We start from the raw sequence: 20,541 nt of genomic DNA, 5'->3' as shown, positions 1-20,541 counted from the left end.
CATTTTTACTCTAAAACCTTATAGAATGTATCCATCGCTTTCTTATTATATTCCTCAGGCCTAAACTCATCGGGGGTATGTTCCAATTCATTTTTTGCCAATTGATTTAATCCTTTTTCTAGACCCCCAATGCTGTTTTCTACTAATAGGCCATACTTTCCCTGTTCCAATACGGTTCGATTCGCAACGATATCAGTTGCTAATATTTTCATACCAAGGGTCATTGCTTCTAATAAAACCATCGGCTGTCCCTCATAATGGGAAGATAGCACAAAGCAATCACATTTTTTCATGAGTTTAAACGGATTTTCTACTTGTCCCACGAGGAACACGGAATCTTCCATTTTAAGTTCTTCAATTAATTTTTCTAAATCCTTACGCAGCAGCCCTTCACCTAAAATATAAAGCTTTGAATCAGGAAAGCCTTGATGGAACTGGGCAAAAGCTTTAATTAAATTGTCCTGACCTTTTTCAGGGGATAATCTTCCCATATTAATGAAGTTATAGTTTTCCTTCACTGGTTCAGGAATAACTCTTTTTTCAGAGACAATCTCTGCATCTTCAATAATTGAAAAAGCACTTTGATCCAGCCATCCTACTTGTTTCCCATTGTGATAAAAACAATAAAAGGTGCCCGCTCGGGTTGTGTTACTCTTGGTAACAATCACTTTTGAGTCTTGTAATTCACTTGCATCGATTATTTTTTGGAAGCCCATGTTAGGATATGGTTTCGACCAAACGACGTAATCTTCAGAATGGGCAATAACAGCTAATTCATATAAATTATTTTCTGCTAAGGTTCGATTATCCAGTTGGTCAATAAATTCTTTAAACTGTTGCTTATTGATCCTTTTAAGTACGGAATATTTTAAGTTTCGCTTGGATTCGGCATCATACTTGGTTTCTAATGCCGAAGAATCAATCCAGCCAATAAAGGTTCCATTGATTGAAAACCTGCTATAAATACCATGCTGTGTTCTCGCTTCACAATTCACATCAACTAAAATCCCTTTATAATCCTTACTCGATGATATTTTTTGAATACCTTCTGTTTTATATGGTTGACTCCAAATATCATTGCCGGAATCATGCTTCAGTACAGCGGATTTTTTGATCCTCTTTTCGAATAGAATGCTATCATGGAGCAATTCTACACAGTCATGGTCGATCCATCCAATAATCCGTTCTTCCAAACTGAATTTGAAAGAGATATTTGTGGCAGTTCGAGCTTCCTGTAAAATAGTAACCTCTTTATTTAACAGGCTTCCAGCAAGGGAAACTTGTCTCGCCCCTTCCAAACCGACTGGCCGACTCCAGATATAATGATCTTGTGGATGATTAATGATGGCCCGTGATTTGAAGGGGATGTTGCTAATAAGCCCACTTGAAAGCGTAGATACCTCTGCTTGTTGGTCAAGCATACCTTCATTGCTTAAGGTTAAGATTTTTTCGGTATTAATCGAGTTCATGACGTAATCAAATTTCGCCCCATCCGCATAAGCGGATAAATTCTTTTTATTCAACTCCATTGTCCCAACTGAAACACTGACTAGTTTATCAAAACGATGATAGACGGAAAAAAGGCCGCGTAAATTAATCCGGTGCGGTTTCCTGCCATTAATGGTTCGTTCACTATCTGAAAGTAAATCATTATGCATATAACAGATTTTTTTCTCCGCATCTGTAGCGAGGAGATATTTTGCCCAATATAAGCTGTACCCGCTAAAATCAATCGCAAAATCAAAATGTGCCTTTCCAAAAAGTCGCTTGACCTCGCGCAGATAGCCTTTTTCAGGATATAGTCTTTTGGTTAATTGACTACGTGCCCCCCTATTATGAACAAATTTATCTCGATAGACTTCTCGGATACTAAAAACAGCCAGTCCATTTCGGAAAAGGAACCTTGCATGTTTATTCACCTTCGCCATATTATTCAAAGCCTCTTTTGATATGGGTGTGTTCATAAAAATGCTCACATCATACCTCGTAAAATCGATATTATCCATTAGATTAATGAAGGAAGAGGTGATCCCATTGTTCATCATCCCGCCCGGATAAATCACGATCTTCTTTTTGCCGGTATAGAAATGATTGATTACATTTAACGAGGCCTTATTCCTATTAAAAATATAATCAACGACTCTCTGGGTCACATTTCCATCATCATGACGTGCAAATCTATGTTTGGCGGCATGGTAAATTTGCTTATAGTCCATACCTATTTGGGAAATATTTTCAACAGCATCAGCCACTTCGTTTATTGTAAACAAGGTAGGACCTGGCAGTTCCTCATCTGACAAGTACATACCCCTTGTTTGGTTATAATCGTCGTAATCCCAGACATAGAAAAGGATTGGTTTATCTGTAACGAGATAATCAAAGAAGATACTTGAATAATCAGTGATTAAGATATCGATAACACTTAATAATTCGTTGGTGTCAACAAAGTCAGGAATTAAGACATCTTTAATCTCTGTAAATTTCTTAGCCTCTGCATATAAAAATGGATGTACTTTGATGACTAAATTGAATCTTTCGCTGACCTTTTGATGTAAATAAGTCATATCAGCAATAATTTGATACATATCATTTTTAGCCTTCGAGACATTGGTCCCTTTCCAGGTAGGTGCATAAAGAATCGTTTTCTTGTTCTTATCGATGGTTAGCCCTATTTTGGCTAAGAAATCATTATATGTATCTGCTTCTGTATGGAAGGTAAGGTCAATTCTTGGATAGCCTTCTTCAATTATTTCACCATTATAAATTCCCTCTAGCTTATAACTATCAAGAAACATGTTCGTTGTATGTTCATTGGGACTAATTAAATAATCAGCACTTAGAAAATTGCGAACAACATTTTGGGAAACAGATGGGTTTCCAGGGATATCATAGCCCATACTTTTTAATGGCGTCCCATGCCAGGTATTGATATAAACTTGCTCACTTTTGCGGATAAAGAAGGATTGAAAGGTTGAATTGTTTATTAAGTATTTACTGGTCGCTAATGCTTTGAGGTACGCTTTGGAATTACGTTTAACGAAGGTGACATTTTTCAATCCATTATATGGAGCAATGACGCTCTCTAATTCTTCCAAGCTGCTTACAGACCAAATATGTTGATATTCCTTATATTCGGGGTTATTCAGGAGGTGTTTAAAGATCGCGTAAGGACTATCGGTTAAACTTTTTCCATCTCGACTCTCGTATAAAACGGTCTTATCAATCACAGCTAGTCTTTCATAATACCGTGTATATTGATAATTCAAACGATAGTTTGATTTGGCGAAAAAATGATAAATTGGATTAATGATAAATTTTATTCTTCTTTTGAAGATCTTCAGTTTCATTAAATATTTCGCTCCCCTATTAAACTAACCCATCTATGTGAAAAAGATTGTAGGTTTTGTCTATTTTTACCTATTTTGCCCAAGTAAGTAAATATATATAGGTTCAACACCAAATTTAATGCATTTATTTTCCAGAAGATTATAACATAATTTAAGATAGCAAACTATACCTTGGCGATAGCGACAGGACTTACAATTGTTTGCGTTATTGTCGAATTCTGTTTTCCAGGAACATTGTACTCACCCCTGCACTTTACTATAATGGAAACAAGACCTACCACAAATACAGTTAAGGGGCAGTTACAACATGCTTTTTTCAATGATTATTCCTGTTTATAATGCAGAAAAATATTTACATGAGGCGATTGACAGTCTCATACATCAAACCATCGACTTTAAACAAAATGTCGAAATAATTCTTGTTGATGACGGCAGTACCGATCAATCAAAAGAGATTTGTCAATCATACGTTACCCAATATCCTAGCAATATTAAATATCTTTACCGAGAAAATGCTGGCCCTGGCAGCGCAAGGAATACAGGTCTCGATCATGTATCTTCACATTCAGATTGTATTGGCTTCCTAGATGCAGATGATCTTCTGTCCAAGGAAACACTTGAAAAAGTAAGTTCCTTTTTTTCTCAGCATGCAGATGTGCAACTAGCTGTGATTCCCCTCTACCATTTTGAGAGAATCGATACTCCTCACCGACTGAATTATCGGTTCGAGCAAGGAGATCGGGTGATTAATATTCTTGAGGAGTATAAGGGAATTCACTTTCATATTGGCGGGTGCTTTTTTAAAGCAGAACATTTCCTTACAAACCCTCATTTAAGGTTTCAAACAGACATTAAATTTTGGGAGGATGCCCTCTTTATCAATACCTTTTTATTAGAGCACAAGCAATACGGGGTCGTCTCCGAAGCAAAATACCATTACCGCCGACGTGTCGACGAGGATTCACTAGTTAGTAACGCTTGGTACCAAAAATCTAGGTACACCGAAATGATTAGACGCTGCTATTTAACACTGATTAACGAATCCAAGCATCGATACCACGAGATTCTTCCCTATGTGCAGTTTCTAATCACGTATCATTTAAGGTTGTACCTTTTCCCAAAAAATAATCCAATTATTTATGAGGTATTAACCAAGCCGAAGCAAGATGAGTTTTTCGAGGAATTTGTCCAGTTAATTCAACTATTTGATACGAAATACATCAAAGAACAAGACATGCCCTTTTATTATAAAACCTATTTGCTAAACCTAAGCGAAAATGGCTGGCCATACAAAGAGAAGATAAGTCCTAAAAAGATTGAAAAACAAAAAGTAGTGATAACAGATTGTAGTTTCCGTGGGTTAAAGTGGAAAATGAAAGGTCATTTCAAGAATAAGGAATATTTTATGCAAGCAAATGATCGACTGTTTATCAAGGTGAAAGATAAGATAACTTACTTGCCTAAAGCAGAGATTCCTGGAAAGTTACGAATCATCTGGGGGACGGTTGTCCGCAATTACGAGCATACCGGTTTTGAAACGACAGTACCCTTCTATCGAAGTAAATTTCAATTTGGACTAGAAACAGAATCAGGGAGAAAATATTACTTAAATAAGGTAAACCTGAAAAAGTTATAGCAAGATTAAAGTAAAAAAAGGGTTGATCCAATTGGATCAACCCTTTTTTTTGCTATTGATATACCGGAATATCATACAAAAGTGAGAATTGTGTTAATGTACTTAACATCTGTGCCATTCTTGTTGTTTGTTTTACAGCCCAGCCAATATCAGTTGCATATTGATGAGATGCATATCCATAGGTATCCATAGCCGCTGGATTCCAGCGCATTTTATAGAGGGTATCTTGTCCTGCATGAATATACTTTTCAGCAGCAAACTGGGCACCGCCAATAATCGCTTTCTCAACGGTCGTCCATCCCTGTTCATAGGCGAACTGGGCACCATAATAATCTGGGTTGCTGTCATAGGCACCGACGCCATAGACATTATAAACCGTTACACCATTCACTTTTATCCCAGTGGCAAGATTACTAGTACCATTACCAGTTTCTAAAAGCGAATGACTGATGAGGTATATTTCATTAATATGATAGGTTTGTGCCGCTTTGATATAGGAACTTCCCTTACCAGCTAACACCCCTTTACCATAAAGAATTCGGTTATTCAACTCAGTTGCATTGGTCCCTGCCGGATTGGAAAGGATTAAGAATTGCAAATACGTATCAGAACTCACACCGAAATTCAGTGGGTCCAAATAATATTCAATTTGTGAGGTCGTAGCGGACCTCCACTCTGTATCCATATCGGTTACAGGCGAAGCACTCTTTTGCATATTTACTGCTTGATCTAGAGTCAAATCATAAACCGTCTTTCTTTGTTCACCAATATCTGACTTATTAATATAGCAAATCACAACTTTTCCATTCACAGTGGCATAGGACTTATACCAGTGCTCACTATAGTTGTAGAATTTTAAAATCATATTCTTCGGATAATCTCTCAGATTCTTTGAATCTCTTAAAGGCAGCGAATAAACATGGGTAGATGATCTAAGTGTCAACCCTTGTAATGTTTTATTAGAGAAGTTAACTTGTTCGAGATCGCTTTTATTAATATAAATAGTCCTAACTTTCCCGTTCACCGTCACATATGACTTTTTCCAATGCACTGTATACGGATAGTATTTCAAAATGGTCCCTGGGTTATAGCTTTTCAATACTTGGGCATCCCTTGTTGGAGAAGCGTAAACCTTGGTCGGATTTAGTAAAGTGAAGCCTTCCTGTTTTTGTGTTTGATCAACAAACGGATCCACTTCATCCTTTGCTAGATAAACAACAGTTGGAACCCCATTATAAGTCACAGTCGACTTATACCATTTGGATGAAAAGGTGTAATACAATAACTTTGCACCTGAACGATAGGCTTTTAAAACCTTTGAACCTTTTGATGGTGCTGAGTACATGTTCGTTGGATTAGTTAACGCAATCCCTGATTGTTTTACAGGATTAGTTGTTGGTTTTTCAATATCGTCTTTATGAATATAAATTGTGCGAAGCTGGCCATTCACAGATACGACTGATTTGAACCATTCAGAAGTAAAGGTATAAAAAGATAGATACGAATCTACTGCAAACGTTCGTAACACTTGCGCATTTCTAGAAGGTAAAGCATACATATTAGTCGGGTTCTTTGTGGTAAAACCTTGTTGTTTAACTGGATTAGAGATGAGCTGCTCAACATCATCCTTGTTAATGTAGACGGCTTGTTGCACACCATTAACATTTACACTTGTTTTATACCAACCGGATGTATAGGTATAATATTTTAGTAGAGAACCTTCGCTATAAATCTTTACTACTTTTGAACTTCTCATTGGCGAGGCGTATAAATTGGTTTCCGCCTTAATCGCAATCCCTTCTTGTTTTTCAGGGTTGCTGTCAGCTTGTTCGATATCATCCTTATTGATATACACGGTTTGATATTTACCATTGACATTAACACTGGTTCTATACCATTGGGATGTATAAGAATAATAGAGTAAAAATGAACCCTGACTGTAGGATTTTACCGTTTGAGATGTTGTTGTTGGTGAAGCATATAAATTGGTTGGTTCTTTTAATGCAATTCCTTCATATTTTACCGGTGTTGAAGTTACTAAATCAATTGCACTTTTTTGTATGTAACCTAATTGTTCTGTACCTTCGACATTGGCTGTCGTAACATACCAACCTTCTGAGTAATCATACACCTTTACTGAAGTTCCTTCAGTATACGCATGAAGAATGGTTGAGTTAGTTGATGCTTCTACATACACATTGGTCTCTGGCTGGATTATTATCCCCGTAAGTTCAACCTCAACATTTGTATTGGCAGCTTTGGTTACATTGTCTTTCTCAACCGGTGCGGTTGTTTCTTCAGTTACTGATGCCTTCTCAACCGCAGCAGTTGTTTCCTCGGCTACTTGATCCTGCTTAACCGTAGCAGTTGTTTCCTCAGGTACTTGATCCTGCTCAACTGTAGCAGTTGTTTCCTCAGGTACTTGATCCTGCTCAACTGTAGCAGTTGTTTCCTCAGGTACTTGATCCTGCTCAACCGTAGCAGTTGTATCTTGTTCCTTCTCTACAGCAGTAATTGATTGCTCCGTCGTACTCCCCTCTGCAAACGCAGGTAAAGGACTCATTGTTGAGAACAATAAGCCAGCAATAGCGGAATACCCGACTATTTTTCTAACCTTCTCCATAATTCCTCCTTAAAAGTGATCAAAAATTTTTAAGGGCCCCCAATTGTCCCTTCAGTCCTCTACAAAGTTTGACCTTGAAATAAGAATCATCGGGTTTTCTCTCTAAAACTAGAAAAATAGTAAAAGTAAAACTTCAAGAACATATTTCAGTAGACGAACTAACTTCTATTGTAACAATATTATCATAGATTTTTAATCTTTTTTTACAAATTCCGACAAAATACTTATAACAAAATCGACAATTTGTGGGGCTTTTTAATTAGTTCCACAAAATTAAAGAGCTATTCCCTAAATGAGAATAGCTCTATGTTTACTTGCGACATCTTATTTCTTTTGCTTTTTTGGCTGATTGATCTGGCGAATAGCATCATAAACTCGTTTACAATTATCCTGATCTGTAAAGGAATAGAATTGATTTACACGTTCCTGAAACTTAGCTTCCATCTGACAATTCTGATTGATATATTGAATAATTCTGTCTGCCACCTGATCACTTTCAGTTAAAACATCACCAAACCCCATCGTCTGATAATCAAAATAACCTTCCGCTAAATGGTTCATTCCAAATTGATAATAGACCACCGGTTTCTTTAAATAAGCAAAATCAAAGGCGACCGAGGAGAAATCCGTTACCAGCAAACTGGATTGATTAAAATTGTCACGGTAACTACTGTTCTCATCCGCAATTTCAATCGAAGTATCAATTTGATAATCCTTTAACTGCTGCCTAATATTAGGGTGTGGGAAAAAGACAAGCTTATAGCCTTTTTCCTTTGCCGCGTTTATTAGCTTTTCATTGGTGAGTAAATCATTGAATGCTTTAAAGTATTCAGATTCTTTAAATACTGGATTATATTCGCGCGTTCCAGTGATTGGATTTATCTTGGCTACTAAATCGCTGCGCCATGTCGGCATGATAAGAATCCGTTTTTCATCATTATTTTGCAGCTTATCGAAGCGAGGAAACCCTGATAAAAGGACCTCATTCTCTGTGTAATCATAATGGCCGTTCACGATCGAATCGTATTCATTGTTGGCCGCCGTAATAAACAAACGAATATTCTTTTTATATTTATTTAACCAACTAGAAATATCATCCTTCGTAATGCCGTGTTGCAGGAAAATAAAGTCATACGTAAATAAATCCTTTAAATACTTTTTCATCTTCCCAAATGGATTCACAATAAATTCATCGGCATGTGAGGAAATCAGCTTATCCGCAAGCAATAAATAGCGTTTATGTTGGCGTGATCCATACGGAATAACGTTGCCAATCTTTTGAAGACGTTTGAAATCCTCACTATCTTGATTAATAACAAAGTATTTCTGTATGCCATCTTGTTGCTTTGTAGCATATTCGAACAAGACTTCCGCATTATCGTCGGCTTTATTTACACGGTCCATAAATAACCAAATCGGCTTCTTTTGAAAGAAATGTTTTTGGAAAAAATGATCTAATCTTATTATTAACGCCCTTCTGGAGCCTGGTTTATTCATTTTATACAATGCTTTAAGGACGGCAATTTCTTTCCCACGAATTAATTTAAAATTGCTCTTTCTAATCAGGAATTGCTTTTTCTTTTTTTGATAAATAACAACGTATCCATTCTTATTAAAATAAGAATAGCTGTTGTCTTTCAAATGGCTTTGTCCACTAAATAGCACATCTAATTTCACTTGACTTTCATGGACCTTGGCATAGAAAGTAACTATAAGTGCTTTACCTTGTTTTCCAATTTTAGCTAATGGAAAGTCGAATTTAAAACCCAAAGTCTTTTTAATGGTTTTTCCAAACACATTGATGTCTTTATAAAAACGTTCAACAATTTGAGCCTCAATGATTTCATCATTAACAACAGCAACAATTTTGGTATCACTATTTTCAAAAAGGGAATTAAAATGACCTTCAATAAAAAGTTGCTCATTTTCGATATTTATTAACTCTACCGCCAATTGATGCTGATCTAAGGCATCCATGACCTGATCACCGTGTAATAAAATCGCGTTATTCGGTGAATGGAACGGCTGGTAAAACTCAGCAAAACCCTGACCGTACTTAATTCTTAGCAAATAATTTTTCCGAAATTTATTTAAATGCTTCTGTTCAAGAATAATATTATCATCAATATAGCTCAGTAAGTCCCTAAGCTTTTTCAGGAACTTTTCCGTTTCTTCTGCTGTCATGAGCACATTCAAATCATTATTATTAAGGCGCCACTGCAAATCATACATAATCATATATTGAAAATATTTTGGGACAAACCCTAATATTTCAAGTGACATATTAATAAACGTGAACGAAAAGTTTTTCAGACTATGTAAATAATAGTCCTTATCCTTTAAAGCTTGTTGGGTGGCCGACGTACTAACACTTCGTTTTCGATAATGATATTTTGCTTTTTTTACCACACCATACTCACACTTTTTTAAAATAATTCGATTCAACCACTCAGCATCTTCCCCATACTTCAGGGTTTCTTTAAATCGTTGATCACCAATGGCAGATCTTCGGACAAACGAACTAGATGCAGACATTTGGATAAAGCGGTGATCCTTTAGAATATTAATGATTTGACTTTGAGAGTATTTATAATTAAGTAAATGCTCACCCTTAGCCTGGTCAAACCAATAGATGGGAATGGATACGACATCGATATCTTTTCCTTGCTTTTCAAAAAAAGCGTACACCTTTTCTAACGCATTTAATGATAATTTATCATCTGGATCGAGGAAGTTAATATATTTTCCTTTTGCTACCTCTAATCCCGCATTGCGCGCACTACTTACCCCTTGATTTTCTTGATCAATATAGACAATATTATCAGGATATTTTTTTTGAAACTTTTTACATAGCTTCCCACTTTCATCCATGCTTCCATCGTTAATCAAAATCAATTGAATATGCTTATCGAAGTTTAATGTTTGGTTAATAATACTATCGACAGCTTCCTTTAAATAATCTTCAACATTATACACCGCCATAATGATCGAAAAATAATAATCATTATAGGACCGATTTTTTGACTCCAAATTTACTACCTCCGAAAGAATAGATTAGAAAAAGGGCAAATATCAGGCTTACTGATTTTCACCCTGCCCTGGATGGTTAAAATTCGTTAATGCAGGGGTTACAAATATTGAGTTAATATTATAAATCAGGACAATTTGGTCAATATTGTTTTTCTCCACATATTTTTCGATGGGCATTTTGTTGTAATGACGGAGATCTAATACATGCGTCTCTTTATAGTGTGGAACAAGAAATTGAATAAATGCATTCGCATAAGAATCCTTGATCACTAATACCTTTTTACCGTTTGCTTTATTAGGATTGCTAATCATAAGATGAGCATAGTCCCCGCCTAAATAGGCTTGGTAACGATTGGTATACGGATCCTCCATCGTTAAGAAATCCATATTGTATAAACCAGATTGTGTTCGATTTCCCCATTTCATCGTAAACGACTGATGCTTTTTCTTCAGATTTGCAACTAGAATCCTATCGGTCTTTTTTGCATTGGCACTAGTTGTTTTCCTAGCATCTGAACCATAAAACGGTTTTCCTGATAAGTTCCAATTGTAATCGGTGTATTGGTAAACCTTATCATCAATATGCTCATTTGCATTAATTTCAGACATCACATTTTGGTAGGCATAAAAGGCTGCCTTCGCTTGCCAGTGATGGTCTGAATAGAAAAACATATAGTCTTCATTCATATGTTTAGCTAATGCCGCACGGGAGTCAATTGCATGGGCCGCCTTTCCAAACTCTTTATAGAGAAGGTCCATATTCTTTTGACCATAGCTTGGAAAATAGTCAGGAAATTTATTTTCCATCATCGTTGACTTATTAGGCATTAAAGCGGTATAGACACTGATGTTTTTCTTCGCCAAATTATCGGCAAGTTGATTAATTCTACTTGCCGTTTTTTTCGCATCAACGGGTGTTACCTCCGCAATCTGTGACAATAAATACCCATCATCCGCTACATAGACATCCTCAATAATATTCTGTCTGAAGAAATTCTTATTAATTAAGGCGTTGGTTTCAATAAATGAATCACGCATTGGAAATTGGTCATTATAATATTGTTCAAATCGCTTAGAGTAATCCCCTGTAAGTAAATTATCCGTATTTAAATCAGGCCTTTGAGCTAATTTTCGATTTTCTAACAGCGACATTGACTTGGATGGGGTGACAAACGTAAAGATAAGGAAGCCAAAGATCGTTAACAGAAAAATAGCAATTACGGCAAGACCTTGTACATTAGCTTTTTTCATAATTTCCTCCATACTCATTAAAACCGAAAATAAATAAATGGATTGAAGGTGGATGATACCACGCTAACAAGAGTTAAAAAGAAAATAACGGCATAACTTGCTGTAACCAGGAAATCTCTGCCGCTTGCGATTCCCGTTGTTCCCGGTTTTAAGACTTTGTCTTTAAGAACGTTGAAAACAGGCATAGACGCCATGATGGCAATCAATAAGACGATTCCATATTGGGAAAGGTAAAAACTTGCCTGTTGATCCCAAACTGGATTTCCATTCGCAAAAAACATTACCTTCAAGTAATTAAACCCATACGTAAATGTCTCAGCTCGGAAGAACACCCAGCCAATCATCACAGCTATTAAAGCATATAGGTGTTGGAATACTCTTGGAATACTTTTGATCCATTTAAGCAAAAAGGCTTTTTCTAACATAATTAACACTCCGTAATAAACACCCCAGGCGATAAACGTCCAGGCGGCACCATGCCAAATCCCGGTCGCTAGCCAAACAATGAACAAATTACGGTAGGTTTTATATACGCCGCCGCGGTTTCCGCCTAACGGAATATATAGATAATCCTTAAACCAGGTGCTTAAGGAAATATGCCATCTCCTCCAAAATTCTGTCGCTGAACGAGCAATATACGGATAGTTAAAGTTCTCAAGGAAATCAAAGCCAAACATTTTTCCTAAACCAATTGCCATATCCGAATACCCCGAAAAGTCAAAGTAGATTTGTAAAGAATAAGCAATGATGCCAATCCACGCCATCCCTACTGACAATTCACCTGGAGGCATTGAAAAAACTTGATCGGCAACCCAGCCGCAATTATTGGCTAAAATCATTTTCTTTGCTAAACCAATGATAAATCGTTTCGTCCCATATGCAAATTTGGTGAGCGATTCTTTCCGGTCATCGATTTGATGTGCTACTGTTACGTAGCGGACAATCGGTCCCGCAATGAGCTGGGGAAACAACGCCTTATACATTGCCATATTGATTAGGTTTTTTTGCGCTTTCGCATCTTTTCTGTACACATCAATCACATAGCTTAAACCCTGGAAAGTAAAAAAGGAGATTCCTAACGGAAATGGGATATTCCCTAATTCAATTGTTGTTCCAAACAATTCATTAATATTCTCGACAATAAAATTGGCGTATTTGAACACAATCAAAATGGAAAGGTTCGCAATAATGGTCGCGGCCATTACCCATTTTACCAAGACATGTTTCTCTCTATTTTGGTCAACTAGTAGGGCAAAAACATAATTAAGTAGAATGGAAAGAAACAAAAATAAAACAAACTTTGGTTCACCCCATGCGTAAAAAAACAAACTGGCCAAAAGTAAGATCGTATTCCTTAACTTTCGGGGGACCAAAAAATATAAAGTTAGGGTCAGTGGCAAAAATAAAAATAAAAATACGGTTGAACTAAATAGCACGATTCTTATCCTCCGTAATTCTTTGTTTGTTTTTGAAAGGATGGTTCCTCACCCAGCAGTACTTTTTTGACTACCTTCTCCGTTGATTTCCCATCATGCCAGCTGCAGAATTTTTCGTAGAATGCATCATATCTATCTGCAAATTCCTTCTTTACTTCATCAATATTGGCAATCGCATCAATGACGGCATCACTTGTCCTAAGCAGAGGTCCTGGTCCTTCATTTTCAAAATCTAGATAAAAGCCCCTTAATTGGTCCCGATACTTATCAAGGTCATACGTAAAGAATAAGATCGGCCGTTTTAGGTTGGCATAATCAAAAAATACAGAAGAATAATCGGTGATGAGAATATCTGAAATCAGGTATAATTCAGCAATATCATCATATTTTGAAAGATTGAACGCAAACCCATCCAAGCCTTCCACGTTAATATCATCTGCAATAAAATAGTGCATCCTTAGTGCGACCACATAGTCATCTCCAAGGGTTTCCTTCATTTTTTGTAAATCCAATTGAAGTTTAAATTTATATTTACCCGGCTCATAGTAGTCATCATCCCGCCAGGTTGGGGCGTATAATACCACCTTTTTGTTGTCTGGTATCCCAATGTTTTTCTTTACCCTCGCAACAATTTCTTCTTTTTGCGGTGAATATAGAATGTCATTTCGAGGGTAGCCGAACTCCAGCATTTCGTTGTCAAACTTAAAGGCACTCCTAAAAATTTCAGAAGAATAGCGGTTCGGCGATAATAAATAATCCCACGCCCGCGACTGCATATAGAAATCCCGCTTATATCTTGGATTGGCCGAGTATACATCCTTCATATCAAACACCAGTTTTTTAAGCGGGGTACCATGCCAGGTTTCTAAAAAGACATTTCCCTCTCTTTTGACGAGATGGAGCGGTTGACGCATATTATTGATCCAGTATTTCGATACCGCAAAATAATAATAATAAGCAAGGCTGAATCTTTTTACAATTTTTGCGTTTCCAGGGATTTGACGATTTTTATCATTAAACACCCAAATACACTGATAATCGAGATTATTTTCAATGATATATTCGTAAATATTACGGGGACTATCCGAATAGTTTTTTCCTAAGAAGCTCTCAAAAATAATGTAATTCTCTTTCATTGGGAATCTCAAGAAAAACTTATTATAGATATACCTTTTCAGTCGTGTGAACCCTTTAATCGCATTTTTAAAGTCCCTTGCTTCCACATAGAATCTATATCCCCTAATGAATTTGTCTTTATCTCCAGCCCGTAACTGGTTGACTTCCCTTTTAATATGGCTAGGCTGTGATATGGCATTAGCAGGGTTGAGAATTTTCATTGCGGACGACAATAAGGCAAAGAACTCATCCAAATCTTTTTTTTCTTGAAAAATATTAATAACCTGTCTGCGGTAAAACCTTAAGAGCAATCCATCCAAATATGACTTGACGGGTTCAGACGATCCATACTGTTTATTCATTTCCATATAGACTTGGACAAAATCACGGGTTCGCTCTTGGATCGAGCGTTGGACCAGACTTGGATTTGAAATCGGATCATTTCTAACCCGTTGAAAATATGTATGGATATTTAAGCTGGGTATACTTTTTACGTATAAGATGAACGGGATTACCCCAGATATATCCGTGGCGCCTTCCGTTTCCTCATAAAAACGAATCGTATGTTCTTTGATAAAACTGTTCCTGATTAATACATTTAAAATACTGCCGCTATGAAAAACTTGGGGGCTAGGTATATGGCTGACGATTACTTCCGAATGCTGAGGAACCTCTAAATCCGTTGGCTTTAGTAATCGTTTGGTTTTCCCAGCAATCGCAGGTGCTTCTTCAATATGAGCAACAAGAATTTCAATCCCAATCTCTGCAAGGATATCTTCACTATCTAGAAAAAACACAAACTCCCCAGTTGCAGAACTCAAGCCTTTATTTCTTGAATAGGCGACTCCCTGTTTTGACTCATTTTTTAAATAGACAATTCTTTTGTCTTGTAGCAACGTTTCAATGTATCCTGTATTTTCTGCATCCGAACCATCATTTATGATAAGAATCTCCAAATTAGTGTAGCTTTGTGATAATACAGAATTCAAACAGTCTCCGATGAATTCCATGGAGTTATAATACGGGATTATGATTGATACCGTCGCTTTTTGTTTAGTATTCATACTTATTCTGTCACACTCCCTGAAATTTCGACAAGTTACCTTATCGATTTTAACAAATTTCTGCTGTTTGTGGTATAAACATGCTAAATAATAAAGTTTCTGTAATACTTTGTTTGCCGCGCCTTTTTTGGTAGGTTTCCACATTATTGGTATTAAAATTTATGATTCTTAAAATAAAGTGGGTATTCGCAATATTTTTTATCTATCGTTCATTCTTTTCAGTGGAAAGTTTTAAAACACAAAAAAGACTGCATCCACGGCAGTCCTTTCGTGTTTTACTATAGTAAGGCTCTTTTCGTAAACTTTGTTGCTTTAGGAACTTTATAAGGATCATTTCTAAGTTTCTAGGCAATTTTCGCAAAGGTTCTTACGAAAGGATGCCACGAAGCATATAGTTATTCGGGTTGATAAACTTTTACGAAAAGCAACAATCTATGAGAAAATAGCCTTTAGTAAATAAATTTTAATGGAAGAATTAAAACCGCTTATCATTCCAAAAGTTCTTTACAAAATGTTTTTGAGGGTTATAGACCTCTAATGAATAGCCTTTTTTGCGCAGATAATCAATAATAATTGGAAGCTGCTGCGCTGTTCCTCTTGAATCATGGAAAAGAATCACGATGGGACCCTTTTTGCCCTTGAGACCGGATTTGACCCTCAAGGTTATCATTGTCGGTCTTGTTCGATTATATTTCCAATCGAGTGTATCAATGTCCCAGTCCCACATTTTAAAGCCCTTTTTCGCTAAAGCATCACGGAGTGGTTTCTTCATATAAGGTTTGCTTCCATAGGGAGCGCGGGTTAACTTACTATTAAACTTTGAAACTCTTAACAAAGTTTGACGTGTTTTCTCCATTTCAATGGCAACATTTTTAGAGCTTCCCCGATATAATTTACGAACATCGTGGGAAACACTATGTAACGCCGGATAATTTCCTTCTTTAATCACCCGTTGAACAGTTTTCGGATTCCGTTTGATATTGCCTTCAATCATAAAAAAGATCGCATGTGCCTTTTTCTTCTTCAAGATATCAAGAATTTTCGGGGTGTACTTATTGGGGCCGTCATCAAAAGTCAAATAAACAACCTTACTAGTTTTTGTCTCTGCCGCATAGGTGGACTCTGCTGAAAAAAAGCAGGTACTAATTAAAAGCAACATGGCTAGTATGACCGTCGTTGTTTTTTTGAACATATCTTTTCCCCCTTAAAAATAAAAAACTCTTTAAATCTTTTATTCTAAGATATGCAGGTGACGCTTTTCCCCATTTCTTTCAAAAAGAATAATCCACCAACATGAATAATCCTGCATTAATCCAAACAACCTATAACGGATAGAATCAAGATAGTTTTTTTCGAGGTGAATAATGCATGGAAGATAAACCATTTATTTTTTCTAGAAATATGACCGCGGTTGCAAAGGGACTAGCCATCGTCTTAATGGTCTATCATCATTTATTTGCCTTTCCAGACCGTATCAAAACTGTTGATTACTCTCCCATCATGATGGTGGATGACTTACCTTTAGACCAGCTTATTGGTGAATTTGGCAAGCTATGTGTGTCGACTTTCCTTTTCTTAAGCGGGTTAGGCCTTTATAAAAGTTTCCAATCAAAACACAGATTTACCTTCCGCCAGGGGTTAAAAAGAGCCATCAACTTTTTTACACTGTATTGGCTCGTCTTTTTTATTTTTATTCCGATTGGACTCAAATACTTTGATGATACCTTAAGGTATACTTGGAATCCTAAAATGTTTATTTATAATTTATTTGCCCTGATTCATACCTATAATGGCGAGTGGTGGTTCATTTCTGTATATATTGAATTAGTATTGCTTTTCCCGTTGATTGTTAAATTAATTGAAAAATGGCCAACTTTGGTTAGTTATCTCTCCTTTAGTTGCCTGTTTCTTTCTGCTTTCTTTCTGCATGTCGATGATTTTTTTTCTAACTTTGAATTAGTTCAGATTGCGATCAATCATTTAGGTACATTATTTCAGTGGCAAATAATGTTCATTACCGGGATCTACTTTTCCAAATATTCTTTATTTGAAAAATGGGATGCTTTTTTCTCTAAAATTCACTTAAATAGTAAAATCGTGTTTTTGCTGCTGCTTGTACTTTGCTTTTATTTAAGACAGTACACTTTCCCATTTATTATTAAAACAAGAGGACCTGAAATAGATGGAATCTATAATTACACGGATTTTATACTTGCACCTATCGTGATTTTCTCGTTTGTGAAACTGGTTCAAAATATCACTATTTTAGAAAGGTTATTCCTTCTTTTAGGGAAACACTCAACGATTATTTGGCTAACACATACCTTTTTTATTTATTACTTTTTTCAAGAAATGAGCTTTGCTCCTTACTATTCCACTTTGATCGTGATCTGGGTGTTTATCCTAACCATCTTGGTTTCGATTGGCATTAACTTACTAATCCGTTTGGCTCACTTGCCATTTTTCAGAAAAACGAGGATGGGAAGCTCTCCTTAGTAATAACTAATCGCTTGACTTCCAAATTGTTTCCAGCCTTCAACAAAGGAGTTGATTGGACGCTTTTTATTTTTCGTCCCATCTAATGGATCATTGAAGTAGACATATTTGGAATCATAGCCAGTGATAACCACTGAATGCTCTTTGTAAGTAATCCGAACGGTCCCATGAGAGGTATACCATGTCTGCCAATAAGAATTCGGAACACGGCTGAACCAGCTCGTATTTATGATCCAGACCGGATGTCCTGCACTAACGTAACTTAGAATGGTTTCGAACGGTTTCCCAGTCAAGTTTTTGATTCGATTCGGTTTATATTTTTCTGCCAAGGCTTCAATTGGTTTATTAAATACACCCCATCCCGGTTTACTGAAGGTATACATATTACCGACAAACCCATAGTTGGGATGTCCAAAATAGATTTTTCCATTCTTTCGTTTCAACGTCGCTGGATCTTTTTTCACTTGTTTGGCCAGCGTCATTTTATTTGCTTTTATCCCGGTATATTTCAATAGCATTGTTAGGCTCGTCACTTCACATCCACGCGGTAACTCTGGCATCTGACGCACGATCGGGACATTAAGGATTTTCTTTTTTAGCTTGGGCTGTGACTTAACAATCACTTTTTTTGACAGACTTTTGTTATTGCCCTTATCAACAGAGTAAACCTCAATGACTGTTTGTTTTTTTGGCTGTGGAATCGGAAAAGAATAATTCCCGTTTTTGTCTACTGCTTTCTTCAAGTAGTACTTAGCGTTCCTTTTTACATAAACGATGGAATTTGCCTCAGCCTTCCCGCTGATTGTAAAGGATTTATTAGTCAATTGGTTCACAGTCGGCATTTTAGGCGGCGTTTTATCGGTAACCACCGCCGCTTCTGTCATACTAGAGTTTGCTCCAAACACTAATAAAATGAGTAAAGCTATGATTATTTTCTTTTTCTTCATATCTAGTTTCTCCTAACATAAGGGATTATGTAAAAAAAACTAGGGTCCTAGTTCTCCCCTAGTTAAAACGGTAAATTACATGCCCACACTAAGATCAGTAATATATTTATTAGCGACATACCCAACTCTTCCACCCAAATCAACTACATAGTAATCCTTTTCCCTTTTGAAAAAATAGTAATCTTGATTTTTATTAAAATAGGCAATAACCTTCCCAGAAGTCATTTTGTCGACCACTGGCGCGTTTGCCTTCATTTTGATGATGCCGATTTGTGGAAGATTCGCGGCCCATCCGCTTACTGAAGCTTTCTTTAGAGCAATCACCGATTTTTTTTCAATATAACCGGTCCCTTTACCAAATTTGATCCCAAACCAGGTGCCCTTATTTGAGATGATTTTCAGAGTTTGGTATTTTTTCAATGTACCAATCGCAGCTGATTTAGAACTATTTTGATAGATTGTTACATCTGCCTTACTCTTAAAATATTGGGCTGACGCCTTCGCTTTATGATTCTTATTCACGATTGCCGCTAAATTAGCAATGACCTTTTGTGATTTTTCATAGGAGATCCCTTTTGTCATTATCGCTAACACATAGGGGTTTCGATCATAAACGATAGCTGCATCATTATAGATTCTGTCATTAGGAATCATTCCTACCTTGTGGGCAACTGCTGTTCCCTTAATCCCGCTTGGAATCGTCGTATTATAGACAGTCTTTTTCAAATAGCCAACAAGCTCTTTGCCTAACGGGCTTTTATTGGAAAATTGATAGAGCCTTTTTGCATAGATTGTTAAATCATTCGCGGAGGTTAGATTTTGCCCATTCGGATAAGCATATTGGCCGCCAACGCTTTTCATATATTTAATAAAAGTCCGCTGCCCGACTCTTTCCTTGAGCATGATAAAGGCAATATTATCACTGTAAATCATAGCCTTTTTAACAAGGTCTCTAATTGTATAGGTAGTCCCAACCTTATCTTTTTGGATGACGCCGCTGCCGCCATAATAATGATAACTTTTGTATGTAAGCCTCTGATTTAAGTTAATCTTGCCTTTTTCTGCCTGCTCCATAATATAGAGTGCAAGCGGCAGTTTAATCGTACTAGCAGCACGACTTGAAGTATTCCCTTTAATTTGAAAAGTTTCCCCGGTAACCAAATCCTGATACTTTAATGTAACGCGGCCGCCAGACTTTTTTATGTACTTATTTAGTTCACTCGATACCTTTTTTGTAAAATCCTGATGTGCTGTTAATTCTGCTGCACTTGCATATTGCCCAGGAATGATCATGGAAAATAATATAATTGCGATTATCATTCCTTGTAAAAAACGTCTCGTCTTCAACTATTTCCCCATCCTTTTCACATGTATCTTTCTTAAATTTTAACAAAATTTGCAATATATTAATATAGGTTTCTACAATAATTGGAAATTAAGACAAAGAAAGGTATCCATGTTGGATACCCACAAAACTTCTATTCCCTCCTAGATAGGAGGCATTTATTCGTGATAAAAAAATACCCCCGAAGAGCTCGAGGGCACTGAAAAAGTCCAATATTTAATAGAGGCAGTTGAAAGTTCAATGAACTTTC

The 20,541-nt window shown here is 36.5% G+C and carries 11 protein-coding genes; 2 read left to right on the top strand and 9 right to left on the bottom strand.

Annotated features, from left to right (window positions below):
- Positions 1-5: 5 nt before the first annotated feature.
- The gene (locus ACJ004_RS09455) at positions 6-3,347 is read right to left on the bottom strand and encodes a CDP-glycerol glycerophosphotransferase family protein (protein WP_410892671.1); all 3,342 of its coding nucleotides are present in this window, start codon (positions 3,345-3,347) and stop codon (positions 6-8) included.
- Between the two features lie 307 nt (positions 3,348-3,654).
- On the opposite strand from ACJ004_RS09455, the gene ACJ004_RS09450 reads away from it, so the two are divergent.
- Positions 3,655-4,983, top strand: a complete 1,329-nt coding sequence (locus tag ACJ004_RS09450; RefSeq protein ID WP_410892670.1) for a glycosyltransferase family 2 protein — start codon at positions 3,655-3,657, stop codon at positions 4,981-4,983.
- A 52-nt stretch (positions 4,984-5,035) separates the two neighbouring features.
- Here ACJ004_RS09450 and ACJ004_RS09445 read toward each other — a convergent pair whose 3' ends face one another.
- The 6 genes from ACJ004_RS09445 to ACJ004_RS09420 all read right to left on the bottom strand — a co-directional run bounded on the left by ACJ004_RS09445 (position 5,036) and on the right by ACJ004_RS09420 (position 16,695).
- Positions 5,036-7,606: a glucosaminidase domain-containing protein gene (locus tag ACJ004_RS09445; RefSeq protein ID WP_410892669.1), complete on the bottom strand. Its 2,571-nt coding sequence runs from the start codon at positions 7,604-7,606 to the stop codon at positions 5,036-5,038.
- 324 nt (positions 7,607-7,930) lie between these two features.
- A complete protein-coding gene (locus ACJ004_RS09440; RefSeq protein WP_410892668.1) occupies positions 7,931-10,636 on the bottom strand; it encodes a bifunctional glycosyltransferase/CDP-glycerol:glycerophosphate glycerophosphotransferase in 2,706 nt (901 codons plus the stop codon).
- Positions 10,637-10,684: 48 nt separating this feature from the next.
- On the bottom strand, positions 10,685-11,887 hold the full coding sequence (locus tag ACJ004_RS09435) for a DHHW family protein (protein WP_410892667.1): 1,203 nt from the start codon (positions 11,885-11,887) through the stop codon (positions 10,685-10,687).
- A 17-nt stretch (positions 11,888-11,904) separates the two neighbouring features.
- Entirely contained in the window at positions 11,905-13,323 is a 1,419-nt protein-coding gene (locus ACJ004_RS09430) for an MBOAT family O-acyltransferase (protein WP_410892666.1), read from the bottom strand.
- Between the two features lie 5 nt (positions 13,324-13,328).
- Positions 13,329-15,503, bottom strand: coding sequence for a bifunctional glycosyltransferase/CDP-glycerol:glycerophosphate glycerophosphotransferase (locus ACJ004_RS09425; protein WP_410892665.1), 2,175 nt, complete (start codon positions 15,501-15,503; stop codon positions 13,329-13,331).
- Positions 15,504-15,978: 475 nt separating this feature from the next.
- Positions 15,979-16,695, bottom strand: a complete 717-nt coding sequence (locus tag ACJ004_RS09420; RefSeq protein ID WP_410892664.1) for a polysaccharide deacetylase family protein — start codon at positions 16,693-16,695, stop codon at positions 15,979-15,981.
- A 176-nt stretch (positions 16,696-16,871) separates the two neighbouring features.
- Here ACJ004_RS09420 and ACJ004_RS09415 point away from each other — a divergent pair, with 176 nt between their 5' ends.
- A complete protein-coding gene (locus ACJ004_RS09415) occupies positions 16,872-17,999 on the top strand; it encodes an acyltransferase family protein (protein ID WP_410892663.1) in 1,128 nt (375 codons plus the stop codon).
- On the opposite strand, the gene ACJ004_RS09410 is transcribed toward ACJ004_RS09415, so the two are convergent.
- Together ACJ004_RS09410 and ACJ004_RS09405 are read right to left on the bottom strand one after the other, a co-directional pair.
- Entirely contained in the window at positions 17,996-18,946 is a 951-nt protein-coding gene (locus tag ACJ004_RS09410) for a C39 family peptidase (protein WP_410892662.1), read from the bottom strand. The genes ACJ004_RS09415 and ACJ004_RS09410 overlap by 4 nt on opposite strands.
- A 75-nt stretch (positions 18,947-19,021) precedes the next feature.
- The gene (locus ACJ004_RS09405) at positions 19,022-20,293 is read right to left on the bottom strand and encodes a serine hydrolase (RefSeq protein ID WP_410892661.1); all 1,272 of its coding nucleotides are present in this window, start codon (positions 20,291-20,293) and stop codon (positions 19,022-19,024) included.
- Positions 20,294-20,541 lie beyond the last annotated feature (248 nt).

Source organism: Neobacillus sp. 204 (assembly GCF_046562815.1).
Taxonomy (GTDB): Bacteria; Bacillota; Bacilli; order Bacillales; family Cytobacillaceae; genus Neobacillus.
The sequence above is the reverse complement of the archived record's forward strand: the minus strand, read 5'-3'. Positions and strand labels throughout refer to the sequence as shown.